11 protein-coding genes and 1 tRNA gene are annotated in these 14,715 nt (G+C 57.1%); 6 read left to right on the top strand and 6 right to left on the bottom strand.

All coding sequences use genetic code 11. The features are described 5' to 3' along the window. Positions 1-21: 21 nt before the first annotated feature. The 3 genes from LGH70_RS19105 to asnB form a co-directional block, all read right to left on the bottom strand. The gene (locus tag LGH70_RS19105; protein WP_226188993.1) at positions 22-1,362 is read right to left on the bottom strand and encodes a UDP-glucose dehydrogenase family protein; all 1,341 of its coding nucleotides are present in this window, start codon (positions 1,360-1,362) and stop codon (positions 22-24) included. 151 nt (positions 1,363-1,513) lie between these two features. Next, complete coding sequence (locus tag LGH70_RS19100; RefSeq protein WP_226189161.1) at positions 1,514-2,278, bottom strand: glycosyltransferase family 2 protein; 765 nt, start codon at positions 2,276-2,278, stop codon at positions 1,514-1,516. Positions 2,279-2,327: 49 nt separating this feature from the next. Then, positions 2,328-4,232, bottom strand: a complete 1,905-nt coding sequence (asnB, locus tag LGH70_RS19095) for an asparagine synthase (glutamine-hydrolyzing) (protein WP_226188992.1) — start codon at positions 4,230-4,232, stop codon at positions 2,328-2,330. Positions 4,233-4,378: 146 nt separating this feature from the next. On the opposite strand from asnB, the gene LGH70_RS19090 reads away from it, so the two are divergent. Beyond that, positions 4,379-4,891: an acyl-CoA-binding protein gene (locus LGH70_RS19090; RefSeq protein ID WP_226188991.1), complete on the top strand. Its 513-nt coding sequence runs from the start codon at positions 4,379-4,381 to the stop codon at positions 4,889-4,891. A gap of 187 nt (positions 4,892-5,078) precedes the next feature. On the opposite strand, the gene LGH70_RS19085 is transcribed toward LGH70_RS19090, so the two are convergent. After that, the gene (locus tag LGH70_RS19085; RefSeq protein WP_226188987.1) at positions 5,079-6,488 is read right to left on the bottom strand and encodes an FAD-binding oxidoreductase; all 1,410 of its coding nucleotides are present in this window, start codon (positions 6,486-6,488) and stop codon (positions 5,079-5,081) included. Positions 6,489-6,613: 125 nt separating this feature from the next. Here LGH70_RS19085 and LGH70_RS19080 point away from each other — a divergent pair, with 125 nt between their 5' ends. From LGH70_RS19080 to LGH70_RS19065, 4 genes are all read left to right on the top strand, one after another. Beyond that, a complete protein-coding gene (locus LGH70_RS19080; RefSeq protein WP_226188984.1) occupies positions 6,614-7,201 on the top strand; it encodes a C40 family peptidase in 588 nt (195 codons plus the stop codon). A 150-nt stretch (positions 7,202-7,351) separates the two neighbouring features. Further along, positions 7,352-10,615, top strand: a complete 3,264-nt coding sequence (locus LGH70_RS19075) for a TonB-dependent receptor (RefSeq protein ID WP_226188981.1) — start codon at positions 7,352-7,354, stop codon at positions 10,613-10,615. Positions 10,616-10,647: 32 nt separating this feature from the next. Beyond that, complete coding sequence (locus tag LGH70_RS19070; protein WP_226188978.1) at positions 10,648-11,556, top strand: DUF4397 domain-containing protein; 909 nt, start codon at positions 10,648-10,650, stop codon at positions 11,554-11,556. Between the two features lie 290 nt (positions 11,557-11,846). Continuing rightward, positions 11,847-11,920, top strand: a tRNA-Ala gene (locus LGH70_RS19065). 117 nt (positions 11,921-12,037) lie between these two features. On the opposite strand, the gene cysK is transcribed toward LGH70_RS19065, so the two are convergent. Both cysK and LGH70_RS19055 read right to left on the bottom strand, forming a co-directional pair. After that, a complete protein-coding gene (cysK, locus tag LGH70_RS19060) occupies positions 12,038-12,958 on the bottom strand; it encodes a cysteine synthase A (protein ID WP_226188975.1) in 921 nt (306 codons plus the stop codon). Positions 12,959-13,034: 76 nt separating this feature from the next. After that, entirely contained in the window at positions 13,035-13,862 is an 828-nt protein-coding gene (locus LGH70_RS19055; protein ID WP_226188973.1) for a serine O-acetyltransferase, read from the bottom strand. 184 nt (positions 13,863-14,046) lie between these two features. Between LGH70_RS19055 and LGH70_RS19050 the strand changes: the two genes are divergently transcribed. Then, positions 14,047-14,388 carry a cupin domain-containing protein gene (locus tag LGH70_RS19050; protein ID WP_226188971.1) on the top strand — a complete coding sequence of 114 codons (342 nt, stop codon included), beginning with the start codon at positions 14,047-14,049 and terminating at the stop codon, positions 14,386-14,388. Positions 14,389-14,715 lie beyond the last annotated feature (327 nt).

Genomic DNA, 14,715 nt, shown 5'->3' with positions numbered 1-14,715 from the left:
TAAGCTGAAGCTGCCGCAGAATTAGGCAACGGGCTCTTTATGGTCGGTGCGAATACCGATGCAGTGGTAGGTGAAGCCCGCTTCGTGCAGCTCCTTGGCGTCGTAGATGTTACGACCGTCAAAAATGGCTTTCTGCTTCATCAGACGCGCTACCACTTCGAAGTTGGGCGAGCGGAAATCGGGCCACTCGGTTACCACCAGCAAAGCGTCGGCGTCGATAATAGCGGCGAATTCATCCTTGGCGTAGGTAATACGGTCACCGAGCGTGTGCTTGGCTTCTTCCATAGCCACTGGGTCGTAGGCCGAAACGGTGCAGCCGGCGTCGAGCAGCTTGTCGATGATAACCAGGGAGGGAGCCTCGCGCATGTCGTCGGTCTTGGGCTTGAACGACAGACCCCAAACGGCCATCTTCTTGCCTTTCAGCTCTCCTCCAAAGTGCTTGTATACTTTGTCGAACAGCACCTCTTTCTGGGCGTCATTCACGCTTTCCACGGCCTTCAGAACCTGCATTTCGTAGCCGTTCTCGGAAGCCGTCTTGATCAGGGCCTTCACGTCTTTGGGGAAGCAGGAGCCACCGTAGCCGATGCCGGGGTAGATGAACTTGGTACCGATACGGGCGTCGGAGCCAATGCCCTTGCGCACCATGTTTACATCAGCACCCATGATTTCGCACAGGTTGGCAATGTCGTTCATAAACGAAATCTTGGTCGCCAGCATCGAGTTGGCGGCATATTTCGTCATTTCGGCCGACGGGATATCCATGAAGATAATCGGGTGGCCGTTGAGCAGGAAAGGCTTGTAGAGCTTGCTCATCACCTCCTCGGCACGGGTCGAAGCTACACCCACCACGATACGGTCGGGCTTGAGGAAGTCGTCGATGGCGGCGCCTTCCTTCAGGAACTCGGGGTTGGAAGCTACGTCGAACTCAATGTCGGCTCCGCGCTTGGCCAGGGCCTGCTCGATTTCGGCGCGCACCTTGGCGGCCGTGCCTACGGGCACCGTGCTCTTGGTCACGATAACGCCGTAGTTGTTCATGTTTTCGCCAATACCGCGGGCTACGGCCAGCACGTACTTCAGGTCGGCCGAGCCATCTTCGCCGGGAGGCGTGCCCACGGCAATAAAGGCCACGTCGGCATCCTTGATGCCCTCGGCGAGGCTGGTTGAGAAGTGCAGACGACCTTTCTCCACGTTGCGGCTCACCATTTCCTCGAGACCGGGCTCGTAAATCGGCAGAATTCCCTTGTGCAGGTTGTCGATTTTCTTCTGGTCGATGTCGATGCAGGTGACGTCAATCCCGACCTCGGCGAAGCATGTGCCAGTAACCAGCCCTACGTAGCCGGTACCTACTACTGCGATTTTCATATATGTTGTGTTTGGAGAGAGATATTCGGTTAAAAGTCTGGGGCTCGCTGTAACGAGGGAGAGTTGATTACCAAAGCTGCAGCCGAAGCTAACAGCGGGCGAGTTTACTGAAAAAACCAGCTAACGTTGCGCTAGCCAGGATGTTTAGGCTTTAGATACGCGCCAACAAGCCGTATTTGAAAATGCAGTAGATGGCCCAGAATCCGTCCCGCCACCCGATTTTCTTGCCCTCCGCGTAAGTCCGCCCGAAGTAGCTGATACCGACCTCATAAATCCGGACGTTGGGCACGCGGGAGACTTTCGCCGTGACTTCGGGCTCGAAGCCAAAGCGCTGCTCTTCCAGCCGCAACCCCTGAATAATGTCTCGCCGGAACAGCTTGTAGCAGGTTTCCATATCCGTCAGGTTCAGGTTGGAAAAGGCATTCGACAGCATCGTCAGCCAGTAGTTGCCGATGCTGTGCCAGAAAAACAGGATGCGGTGCGGGTTGCTGCCCACGAAGCGGGAGCCGTATACCACATCGGCGAAGCCGCGTAGCACGGGATTCAGCAGCAGGTTGTACTCCTGCGGGTCGTACTCCAGATCAGCGTCCTGAATAACCACGTAGTCGCCGGTAGCTTCCCGGATGCCGGTGTGCAGGGCGGCGCCTTTGCCCAGGTTCACGGCGTGCTTCAGGTAGCGGATGGGAAAATCCGGATTGGCCGCTACGTACCGCTCAATAGCCTCTTCCGTGTTGTCACGCGAGCAGTCATTGACGATAATGACTTCCTTGCTCATGCCGCCAGCCAGCTCCACCTTCCTGACCTGATCCAGAATCAGGTGAATCGTGGGTGCTTCGTTGTAGGCCGGAATAACGATGGAGAGCGTACGCGGCGGAAACTGAATACCCAGAAGAGGTGAAGTAGGCGGTGATATCATCAAATCAGACGGGCAATGCGTGAATAACGGCAGCGAGACGAAGCGGCTCTTACATCATGTGCCGCTTCCACCAGTGCTGAAACACGATGAGCGCCCAGATGCGGGCGTGCACGTCGCCGGGGTTGCGCGAAAACAGCTGGGTTTTCAACGCCCGGACAGCATCCACGTCGAAAATACCCTGGGCCTCTACGAAGCCATCCGACAGCAGATCATCCTCAATCAAGGGCCGTAGCTCGTTGCGGAACCACTTCAACAGCGGCACCTCAAAACCGTGCTTAGGGCGCTTGTACAATTCCTCGGGCAGCATGGGCCGGAAAGCATCCTGCACGATCTTCTTCTTCATTTTCGCGTCGATTTTGCTTTCGACGGGAATAGAAAAGGCAAAGTTCACCACGTTAGGGTCCAGGAAGGGCGGGCGTACCTCCAGGGAGTTGGCCATGCTCATCAGGTCTACCTTGGCCAGCATGTCGTAGGGCAGCACCAAGTTCATATCGGTGAGCAGCACCTCGTTCAGGTCGCCGTCGGCGTGCAGGTTCTGCAACACGTCCTTACGGCGCTTCTCGGCGAGCTTCTTGCCTACTTTGCGGCGCGAATCGGCGCTGAGCAGGTTACGGGCGTCTTTTTCGTTCACGAACGTGGCCCAGTCCCAGTAGCGGTCCTTGGGGCCGCTGAGCATGCCGCGCGAGAAGCGCTGAAACTGCCGCACGCGGTTGCCGAAAAACGAGTTGCGCGACTTGGGCAGAATGTCCCAGAGCAGGTTCAGGCCCGTTACGGCCTCGGCCTTGAAGCCGCCCTGCCGCACCTGGAACTCGCCCATATGCTTGTTGTAGCCGGCAAACATCTCATCGGCACCGTCGCCCGACAAGGCCACCGTTACTTTTTCGCGGGTGCGCTTGCTCAGGATATACACGGCCAGCGCCGAAGAGTCGGCAAACGGCTCGTCGATGTAGTCGAGCACATCGAAGATGTGGTCGTAGAGGTCCTGGTTGGTGAGCGAGAAGACCGTGTGGTTGGTTTTGTAGCGCTCGGCCACCAGCTTGGCATACTTGGTTTCGTCGAAGAAGGGCTCGTCGCGGTAGCCGATGCTGAACGTGTTCAGGTGCTGGGTATGGCGCGAGGCCAGGGCCACAATCACCGACGAGTCGATGCCACCGCTCAGGAAAGCGCCCAGCGGCACGTCGGCCACGAGGCGGCGGGCCGTAGCATCGTCGAGCAGCGTAACCAGCTTTTGCTGCTGCTGCTCGTAGGTCAGCTTGTTTTTGGCCGTCTTCTTCGGGTCGTACGGAATCTTGTAGTAGCGCTTCTTGACCACCTTTCCTCCCTTAATAAAGAGGTAGTGGCCGGGCAGCAGCTTCTTGACGCCCTTGAAAATCGTGGCGGGACCGGGAATGTAGTTAAGCTGCAGATAGTGGCTCAGGGCCACATAATCGAGCTTGCGGGGCACGCCCAAGGCCAGCAGCGACTTCATCTCCGAGGCGAAGAACATCTTGTCCTCATCGCGGTAAATCAGCAGGGGCTTCTCCCCCATCCGGTCGCGGGCAATGAACAGGGAATCTTCCTCCTTATCGTAGATGGCCAGGCCAAAAAAGCCGTTCAGCTTCTTCAGAAAGCCGCGGCCTTCCGCAATATAGAGTTGCAGAATAACTTCCGTATCGGTCTGAGAATGGAAACGGTGGCCTTTCTTGACCAGCTTCTGGCGCAGCTCCTTGAAGTTGAAAATCTCGCCGTTAAAGACAATCGTGTAGCGGCCCGACTCGTCGGTCATCGGCTGGTTGCCGTCGGCCGTCAGGTCAAGAATTGCGAGCCGGCGAAAGCCCAGACCGCAACGGTCGTACACAAAATGCCCCTGTGAATCAGGCCCACGGCTAACAATAGCGTCGGTTGAGGCATGCAACGCGGACAGCGAACGGCGTCCTGCGTCGGTAAAAGCGAATACTCCGGTGATTCCACACATAATTGGCGGGCAAAAGTACGAACTCTACGGACTTGCGTCCTGAAAAAGTAGCGGCGCGCCCCCGCAACCAAAGCCGTGCCATGCTAGTAAACCCACTTACTTTTCCACTCTTTAGCTATTTCTGACCCATGAATCTTCAGCAGCAAATGGATTTACAACAGCAGTTTGAAGCTGCTGTATCGCGCGTAGACACCCTGCCGGGCGACAAAGCCGCCGCCCACATGACCGAACTCTACGGCTTATATAAGCAGGCCACCGAAGGCGACCATGACACGAAAGGAGAAGTGGTGGGCGACGACTCACCCGACAACCCCAGCGGCACGCCCGGCATGTCGCAGGCCCAATGGGACTCTTGGAGCAAGTTCAAAGGCGTGAGCGAGGACGATGCCAAGCGCCAATACGTAGAGAAAGTAAATGCGTTGGCCGGCCCCATCGGCGAGCAAACCAACATCATCACTGGCAGCGGCCAGGCCGCCACGGCCGCTCAGGTAGGCGGTGCCGATGCCGCTTCGGGCCCCGAAGTGGAGGCTAATGACAATACCACGACTTCCCAGCAGCCCAACAGCGGCCCTGGTGTGTCGCAGGGCGGCCTGCACGGCGACATTACGGCCGGCGCCCCTTACGGCGGCGAAGACAAGCTCAAAGGCGACCAGAGCTAGTCTCTGAATCACGGGTTAGTCGGAAGTGAATTTGATGGATGGCACAGCCGCCAGCACAATCCGCTACATCTGCAAAAGCCAAGACAACTAAAAAGGCCACCCGCTCGGGTGGCCTTTTTAGTTAATTCAGGGTAATCTTCCACAAAATCCGACCTATCCCAAAAATCCGCCAAATCCGTGGTGCCGGTTAAAAGATCTTACCCGGGTTCAGGATGCCGTGCGGATCGAAGACTTTCTTGATGCCGCGCATCAACTGCAGGTTGGTTTCGTGCAGGGCAATGCCGATGTAGCCCTTCTGTACTAGCCCAATACCGTGCTCCCCGCTAATGGTGCCGCCGAGCTTCACACAGAGCTCAAAAATTTCGGTAATGGGCTGGCGCAAGCCCACGTTCCACTCCTCATCCGTCAGCTCGCCGCGGATAATGTTTACGTGCAGGTTACCGTCGCCGGCGTGGCCGTAGCACACACTCTTGAAGCCGTAGCGCTGCCCGATTTCCTTCACGCCCTTGAGCAGCGTGGGCAGCTCAGCGCGAGGCACGACGGTATCCTCTTCCTTATACACCGAGTTGTAGCGTACCGAATTGCCGATGTTGCGCCGGATTTTCCACAGCTCGTCCTTTTGGGTGGCGTTGTCGGCCAGCAGGATTTCCCCCACGTCGTAGCGCTCCAGCACGCCATATACCTGCTCGGCTTCCTTATAGAGCTGGTCCATGTCCTGCCCGTCCAGCTCGATGAGCAGGTGGGCCTTGATGTCCTCGGGCAGACTCAGCGGAATTTTCAGGTAGTCGGACGACCAGGCAATGGCCTCGCGCTCCATAAACTCCATGCCGGAGGGAATAACGCCGGCTCGGAACACCGCCGATACGGCTTCGGCGGCCTGCTCCTCTTGCCGAAAAGGCACCAGCATCAGAATGTTGTGCTGCGGGTAAGGCAGCAGCCGGAACACCACTTTAGTAATAATGCCCAGGGTGCCTTCCGAGCCTACCATCAGCTGGGTCAGGTTATAGCCAGTGGAGTTCTTAAGAGTATTGGCCGCCGTCCAGATAATCTCGCCCGTGGGCAGCACTACCTGCAGATTGAGCACGTAGTCGCGGGTGGTGCCGTATTTCACTGCTTTGGGCCCACCGCTGCTGTGGGCGAGGTTGCCGCCCAGAAAGCAGCTGCCCTTGCTGGCCGGGTCGGGCGGGTAAAACAATCCGACTTCCTTCACTGCGTTCTGGAACACCTCATTTACTACGCCCGGCTCCACCGTGGCCTGCAGGTTTCGCTCGTCGATTTCAACGATGCGGTTAAGCCGGTCGGTCAGGATAACGACGCCGTTGTGGATAGGCAGAGCGCCCCCACTCAGGCCCGTACCGGCACCCCGGGCCGTAACTGGCACGAAGTTCTCGTGGCACAGCCGGACAATTTTGCTGATCTGCTCGGCGTTGGCGGGCCGGAGTACAACATCTGGGGCAAAATGCAAATCCTCGGTATGGTCGCGGCCATAGTCGGCGTACACATCCGCTTCGACGCGCTGAGCAGTAAGCACATACGCTTCGCCCACGATTTGCTCGAAAGCAGCCACCAGGGCGGGAGTCAGGGGTTGAAAATTCATATATAGAAGGCAGAATGAGCGATTCGCGTATCTTTGTCCCGATGCGGGAACACCTTACGAAGGTACATTATTCGCACCAACGCTTGGTTTGGTGGCCGATAGTACTGCTTAGTATCTTAGTGTTGTTGGCTGGCTGCGGAAGCTCCCGCAAGCTCAACCAGCGCAACGGCCGGTATTATTCGGCCCGGGACATGGCCCGCATGAAAGCGGAAGAGCGGCGGCGGCGCGGCGCTAGGCCAGTCGCGAAAGCCAAATCCAAGACAGCTTCGCCCGTGGGCAAGTCCAAAGTAGTGGTGAAGCGCCGCAGCAGTGCCGCTACCGTGTCCAAGGATTTGGCGACCGTTATTGAAGCCGCCCGCTCCTACGAAGGCACCCCGTATAAGTATGGTGGAACCACGCGCCTGGGCATGGATTGCTCGGGGCTGCTATGCGCCGCGTTTGCCGCCATCGACGTGCAAATTCCGCGCTCTTCCAACGAGCAGGCCGTGTGGGGAACCCCGGTAAAACCACAAGACTTACGAGCCGGCGATTTGGTATTTTTCGGAGCTTCACCTGGCAGCGCAACTATCACGCACGTGGGCCTGGTGACGGAAGCCAGCCCGGAAAGCGTACAGTTCATCCACTCTTCCAGCTCGTTAGGTGTCGTAGAGAATAGCTTGGAAAGTGACTATTATCTTAGTCGCTTTATCAAGGCGGTGAGGCCGGTATTGTGAATTTCCCCCTTACCTTTGCGGTCGAAATAGCCAGAGCCTGCCGGTTGAGGAGAAAGACAAAGATTTGATAACGAACCCGGTAAAAAACGTCCGTACTTTTGCATTCCCTTTCACTTTAAGCTTCCTCTTTTTTCACCTATTTACCCATTTATGAAACATTCACGTTTACGCCTCTTACTCTTGCTGGTGTTGACGCTGTTGTCAGCCCCAGGGGCGTGGAGTCAGGGTACAACGACTTCGGCCATGACCGGTATTATTACCGATAAGGCTGGCGCAGGGTTGCCCGGAGCTACCGTCATTGCGGTGCACACTCCGACCAACACCCAGTACGTGGCTCCGACCAACTCGGAAGGACGCTTCAACATTCCCAACATGCGTGTAGGAGGCCCTTACACGGTGCGCGTAACCTTTATTGGTTACAAGGACACGAACCGGGAAGGCATTTTCCTGACGCTGGGTCAGAACCAGCGGCTGGACATCAACCTGAGCGAAGCCACCACGGAGCTGGCTGGCGTTACGGTTTCGGGTAAGCAGGATCCTACGCTGAACTCGCAGCGCAGCGGCGCCGCCACCAACGTGCAGCGCGAACAGATTGAGCGTCTGCCCACCCTGTCGCGTAGCTTCCAGGATTTCACCCGCCTGACTCCCCAGGCCAACGGTAACTCCCTGGGTGGTCGTAACGGCCGCTTCAACAACATCCAGATTGACGGTGCCTCCAACAACGACTTGTTCGGTCTGGGCAACTCCGGTGCTCCCGGTGGTCAGGCTGGCACCAACCCGATTTCGCTGGACGCCATCCAGGAATTTCAGGTTGTTCTGTCGCCCTACGACGTACGCCAGGGCCGTTTCAGCGGCGGTGCTATCAACGCCGTAACCCGTTCCGGTACCAACGACTTCTCGGGTTCGGTTTTCGCCTTCGGTCGTAACGAGAACACGGCTGGTAAGAGCGTAACCCCAGATGCGTCGGGCAACCGCACCAAGCTGGCTGAATTCTACGACTACCAGACCGGTTTCCGTCTGGGTGGTCCCATCATTAAGGACAAGCTGTTCTTCTTCGTCAACGGCGAAATTACCCGTCGTAGCGCTCCAGTACTGTTCCGTGCCGGTGCTCCCGGCGAAACCGGTACTGACGTGGTTGGTTTCGTAAACTCTGACCAGCTGCAGCAGATCCAGAACAAACTGGCCGAGTACGGTTACGATGCTGGCGGCTTTGGTGATGTAAACGCCGAGACCCGCAGCAACAAGGCCTTCGCCCGTCTGGACTGGAACATCAGCCAGAACCACCAGCTCACGCTGCGCCACAACTTCGTGGACGCTTTGGATGACAACATCTCGCGTGGCACAACCAACTTCCGTTTTGGCAACAACGCTTACCAGTTCCTGAGCAAGACCAACTCGACGGTAATGGAATTGAAGAGCCGCTTCGGTAGCCGCTACGCCAACAACCTGTTGGTAGGCTACTCGCGCATCCGCGACAGCCGCCAGACCAAAGGTGCCCTGTTCCCTTCCATTACCATCAGCGTTGGTAACGGCACGGTATCCGCTGGCTCGGAAGTTAGCTCGACCCAGAACCGCCTAAGCCAGGATGTGCTCGAAATCACGGATAACTTCAACGTATTCGCCGGCAAGCACGTGCTGACCGTTGGTACGAACAACGAAATCTTCCGCTTCGATAACCTGTTTGTGCAGCGTACGGAAGGCAGCTACGACTGGCCTTCGCTGAATGCCTTCCTGACCAACGACGTGGCGGCAACCAACTTCCGGTACCGTCAGAACTTCGCTCTGCCCGGTGGCAAGCCGACGGCTAAGTTCGGTGCTGCTCAGTTTGGCGCCTATGTACAGGACGAATACAACGTGACGGATAACTTCCGCGTCACGACGGGTGTGCGCTTCGACCTGCCCGTGTACTTCGACAAGCCTTCGTATAACTACAAGGTTGACTCGACCTTCGCTACGGCCAACGCTCAGACGGATGCCTACGACGTTCGGACCAACCGCCTGCCTAAGAGCCGGCTTCAGGTGTCGCCCCGTATCGGCTTCAATTGGGACGTGCGCAAAGACCAGACGTTCCAGCTGCGTGGTGGTGTAGGTATGTTCACCGGCCGTCCGGCTTACGTGTGGATTTCCAACCAGTACGGCGGCACCGGTGTCGACTTCTCGAACTACGACAGCCAGACGGCTGGCAACAACGTTCCTAGCAGTGGCTTCGGCTTGTCGTCGAACTACAACAACTTAGTAGGCCAGGTTCGGAACCTGAATTCGCGCGCCGCTAAAGGCAGTGTAGCCGTTACCGCTAAGGACTTCAAAAACCCCCAGCTGATCCGCACCAACTTCGCCGTTGACTACCGTCTGCCCCTGGGCATCGTAGGTACGCTGGAAGGTATCTACTCGAAGACGCTGAACGATGTGCTGCCCCAGGACATCAACCTGGTAAACCCTACGGGCGTACTGCTCGGCGACGGTCGTCCGGTGTATCCTACCGGTACCAACAACGCTACGCAAGGTGCTAACCGCTACCGCAACAGCAAAGACTTCAACAGCGTGTTCCTGCTGACCAACACCAGCAAGGGCTACCAGTACAGCCTCACTGCTGAATTGAAGAAGCAGGTAACTACCGACCTGTTCGCCTCGGCAGCTTATACCTACGGTCAGTCGCGCGACGTGTACTCCGGCTCGAGCTCTACGGCTCAGTCGATCTGGGAATTCAACCCCCACGTTGCTGGTCCTAACAACCTGCCCCTGTCGTACTCGAACTTCGACCTGCGTCACCGCGTAATCGGCTCGTTCTCGTACCGCAAAGCCTATGCTGAGCACTTCGCCACGACTATTTCGGCTTTCTACAATGGCCAGTCGGGTGCTCCGTTCTCGTATAGCTACTACGGTACCGACCTGAACGGTGACGGTGGTACTGCTACGGGTAACTCAAACGACCTGATCTACATTCCCCGCAACCAGAGCGAAATCGTGCTGATTACGGATGGCCCGAACGACCGTCGTTCAGTTGATCAGATCTGGAGCGAGTTGAATTCCTTCATCGAAAATGACGACTACCTGCGTGAGCACCGGGGCGAGTATGCTGCTCGTAACGGCGCGCGCACGCCTTGGCAGCACCGCATCGACGTACGTCTGCTGCAGGATTTCTATACGACCATTGGCAGCAAGCAGCACACTATTCAGCTGTCGGTCGACGTGCTCAACTTTGGCAACCTGCTGAACAAAGACTGGGGCCGCGATTACTTCGTATCGAACCAGAACTACGGTTTGCTGCGTTACCAGGGCCTGGAAGGCGGCTCAACCGGTCGTCCGCAGTTCAGCTACGGCACGGGCACGAGCGCGACTCCTAAGGAGGCCTATCAAGTTAGCCAGATCACCTCGCGGTGGCAGGCGCAATTTGGTGTCCGCTACTTGTTTTAATCGTTTCGTAGGCTTTGCTAAAGACTCCTCTCATGAATTATTCAATTCCTTCCTTCTTCACCAAACTAACGCTTGCTGCTACGGTAGCTACGGCGTTGGTTAGCTGTGAAGAGCCTGAGTACCCGGCTGCTAAACCAGAGACGACCCCAACTACCCTCACCGGTCGCTACCTGGTTGTTAACGCCGCTCCCGGCGCTGGTGATGCTCAACTGAAAAGCGTCGACAATACTGCGCTGACGACCCTCCCAGCTCCTGTATCGTATCTGGCACAGTCGGCTTACGCATCTATTACGGCTGGTCAGCGGTTGCTGCTCTTCTCAACGGCCACCAATCTGAACAACAACCTGATTGGTGCCCGGAACGGCTTTAACTCGAATTCGAGCTACACGGTTTTCCTAACGGATCTGCCGACTCGTGCGTCGTCAGCTACCGACCAGGGTGGTGTGCGCTCGGTAGTTCTTTCCGATAACCTGGCCGCTCCTGCTTCGGGACGTGCCCGGGTTCGGTTCATCAACCTGTCGCCGAGCTATTCCAGTGGTGCCGACAGCCTGGGCCTGTTTACCATTACCAGCCCGATTTCCGCCACGCCGCCAGTTCCCCCGGCTAACGTTATTGCTCTACCAAACCGGTATATGTTCGCTCCGATCGGTCGGTCGTATCGGACAACCACGTTCACAATTCCAGCGGTATTGGCAACGGCTACCACGCCGGCCCGGGCCTCTCGGACCCTGAACTTCGCGAACTTCACGGATATCCCCGCCGGTGCCTACTCGTTCCAGGTTCGCCGTTCGGATAAGATTACTAATAACGCTTCCCAAGTAATCATTCCAACGACTGCCCTCACGTTTGCGTCGGGTAAAATCTACACGATTTACAGCCGCGGTACCAATGCCGCTAACTCTGCTACGCCGCTCGGCCTTTCTACTGTGCTGCACAACTAGAAACGAGCTGACAAGCTTTTCGAAAAGGGCCGAAGATATCTTCGGCCCTTTTTTATTTGCTCCGTCCTGTTCAGCTTACCTTGGCTATTGCAGAGGTATTGCAGGTAAAATATTTCAGCCGAGGATCTACACCATATTCGCATAAAAACCAGAGGATTACAGGACCAAAACGGCAGCACCTATCAGAATAGGGCCCTTTTTTTCAACTATTTCTGAAGCATAGCCTTGCATAATCAAAAACCTGCTGTACTTTTGTCCCACCAAACGCAACCGGCGAATGGCACTCAAATGGGGGATTAGCTCAGCTGGCTAGAGCGCTTGCATGGCATGCAAGAGGTCATCGGTTCGACTCCGATATTCTCCACACAAAGCCCAACCTACCCGGTTGGGCTTTTTTGTTGCCCTTACCGCAGCAAGGTCTATAAAAAGGAAAGCCCGACCAGATGGCCGGGCTTTCCTTTTTATAGACAGAAATAGTCCGCTACACGAACAGGCCGTCGACGGACAGGTACCGCTCCCCGGTATCGTAGCAGAACGTCAGGACGCGGCTGCCCTGGGGCATGTCGGGAAGCTTTTTAGCTACGGCCGCTAGGGAAGCACCGGAAGACACTCCGATGAACATGCCTTCCTCGCGGGCAGCGCGGCGGGCCATATCGAAGGCTTCCTGCTGGCTGACTTGGATTGTGCCGTCAAGAATAGCGGTGTGCAGGTTGGCCGGAATAAAGCCCGCGCCGATACCCTGAATCGGGTGTGGGCCGGGAGCGCCGCCGCTAATCACGGGAGAAAGCTCGGGCTCTACGGCAAAAGTCTGCATGTTGGGAAACGTGGGCTTTAGTACCTCCGTCACGGCCGTGATGTGGCCGCCGGTTCCCACGCCGGTAATGTGGAAGTCAAAGCCTTCGGGCGCGTCGCGCAAAATTTCCTGGGCCGTGGTTTCGGCGTGCACCTGGATGTTGGCCGGGTTTTCAAACTGCATGGGCATCCAGGCGCCGGGCGTGTCGCGCACGATTTCGTGGGCTTTTTCGATAGCACCCTTCATGCCTTTCTCCCGCGGAGTCAGCTCCAGGTTGGCGCCGTACGCCGTCATCAGCCGGCGCCGCTCGATAGACATTGACTCGGGCATCACCAGCGTCAGCTTGTAGCCTTTCACGGCCGCTACCATGGCCAGCCCGACGCCGGTGTTGCCGGAAGTTGGTTCCACAATCAGGCTGTCGGGCGTCAGCAGGCCTTCCTTCTCGGCTTGCTCAATCATGGCTAGCGCAATACGGTCTTTAATGCTGCCGCCGGGGTTGGCGCGTTCCAGCTTCACCCACACCTCCACGTCGGGGCGATGAGCAAACAGACGGTTCAGGCGCAAGAGGGGCGTGTTGCCGATGGTATCGAGAATGGTGTTGGCTTTCATTGGAAATAGGGTTGAATGAGTAAAGGCTTGAGCAGAAAGCCCGGCGGCCACTGTGCCCAGTAACCGCGGGCCTGCTTTAAATGGAAAAGGTAATATCAGCGGTGGGGTCTTCCGAACGGGTCACATGAATCTGGGCCCGGTGGTACACGCGCGAGTGGGAAGGCACACTCTCGGTCAGCCACACGTTGCCGCCGATAATGCTGTGGCTGCCCACCACCGTGCTGCCGCCCAGAATAGTGGCCCCGGCATAAATTACCGCATGGTCTTCGATGGTAGGGTGGCGCTTGATATTGGCCATGTGCTTGGCCACGCTCAGGGCCCCGAGCGTGACGCCCTGAAAAATCTTGACGTAAGACCCGATTACGGCGGTTTCGCCGATAACGATGCCCGTACCGTGGTCGATGCAGAACGACTGGCCGATGCGCGCGCCGGGGTGAATATCGATGCCGGTGCGCGTGTGGGCATACTCGCTCAGCAGCCGGGGCACGCGCGGCACCTGCAGCTGGTATAGGCCGTGGGCAAACCGGTGCAGGGCAATGGCATAAAACCCCGGGTAAGTACTGATAACCTCGGCCGCGCCTTGAGCAGCAGGGTCAGCCGCCACGATGGCGGCGGCGTCGCGCAGCAGCTTGTCGCGCAACTGGGGCAGGCCGGCCATGCAGGTGGCGGCGATGCGCTCAGCTTCCTTGCCGTCGAGCACTGCGCGTAGCAGCTCAGCTAGTTCGGTCTGCCAGTGGTAGAGCACGGCTTCGATGGCATCGGAGCTGTTGAGCGGCCGGGCAGCCCGTTCGGGAAACAACACCTGCAGCAGCTGGTCGGCGAGCGTGCAGAACGCCTGCCCCGGCAAGGGCGCCGTGGCCTGGCGGTGGGCATCGGCCAGGGACTGGATAAAAGCAGCGTGCATGAGGTCAGACAAAAAAGGGCGCCTCCGGAAAGCGGGCACCTTGCGGTGGCAAGATAACGGCCACGACGTATGCTGCAACCATGAGTCCGTCGGAAGGTTTAGGCCACAACCGCTGCCGGGTGCCTTGCGTTAGGGTACAGAACTCATCTGTATTCCAAACCACTCACCTTACTCTTCTTCACTTATGGCTGATACCTCCATCACGAAAGTCGATTCTGCCTTCTCCCCCAAAGGCCACGATGGCGAAAAATACCTGGCTTCCGGCGTGCATGTTTCCATGCGGCTCTGGGAAAACGAGCAGCCCGGCGAAGCCAAGCCCGAAGTAACTCGCCCTTACGAAACGGTGGGCTACGTTATCAGTGGTCGGGCCGAGCTGCACCTGGCAGGCCAGATGGTGGTGCTGGAGCCCGGCAACTCCTGGGTAGTGCCCAAAGGCTCGTCGCACACCTACAAGATTCTGGAAGCCTTTACGGCCGTGGAAGCAACGACCCCGCCGGCCCAGGTGCACGGCCGCGAAGACGCCTAATCCACCAAGTTGATTCAAAATGGGAAATGCCGGCTCCGAAATGGGCCGGCATTTTTGTTGGTGAATACTTGTACTAATCTGATTCGAATTAGCGTACCCGGGTTAGCATAGCGCTAAGGTAATTGGCTCTTTTTGGTCCTGCAGACGAATGTAGGAAGCCGCGAACCAACAACTTGCTTTGATGTATATACATCTATAATACAATCATTTAAATTTCATAAACACATATTATATACGCCGCACCGCTTGCTTGGATGGCATTATCCGGCACCGGCTGAAAAAAAACGCGCGGCCCTGACAAAAGTGAATTATTCCTAAACTAACTTA

The organism is Hymenobacter nitidus (assembly GCF_020447315.1).
GTDB lineage: Bacteria > Bacteroidota > Bacteroidia > Cytophagales > Hymenobacteraceae > Hymenobacter > Hymenobacter nitidus.
This window is presented reverse-complemented; position numbering and strand designations above follow the sequence as displayed.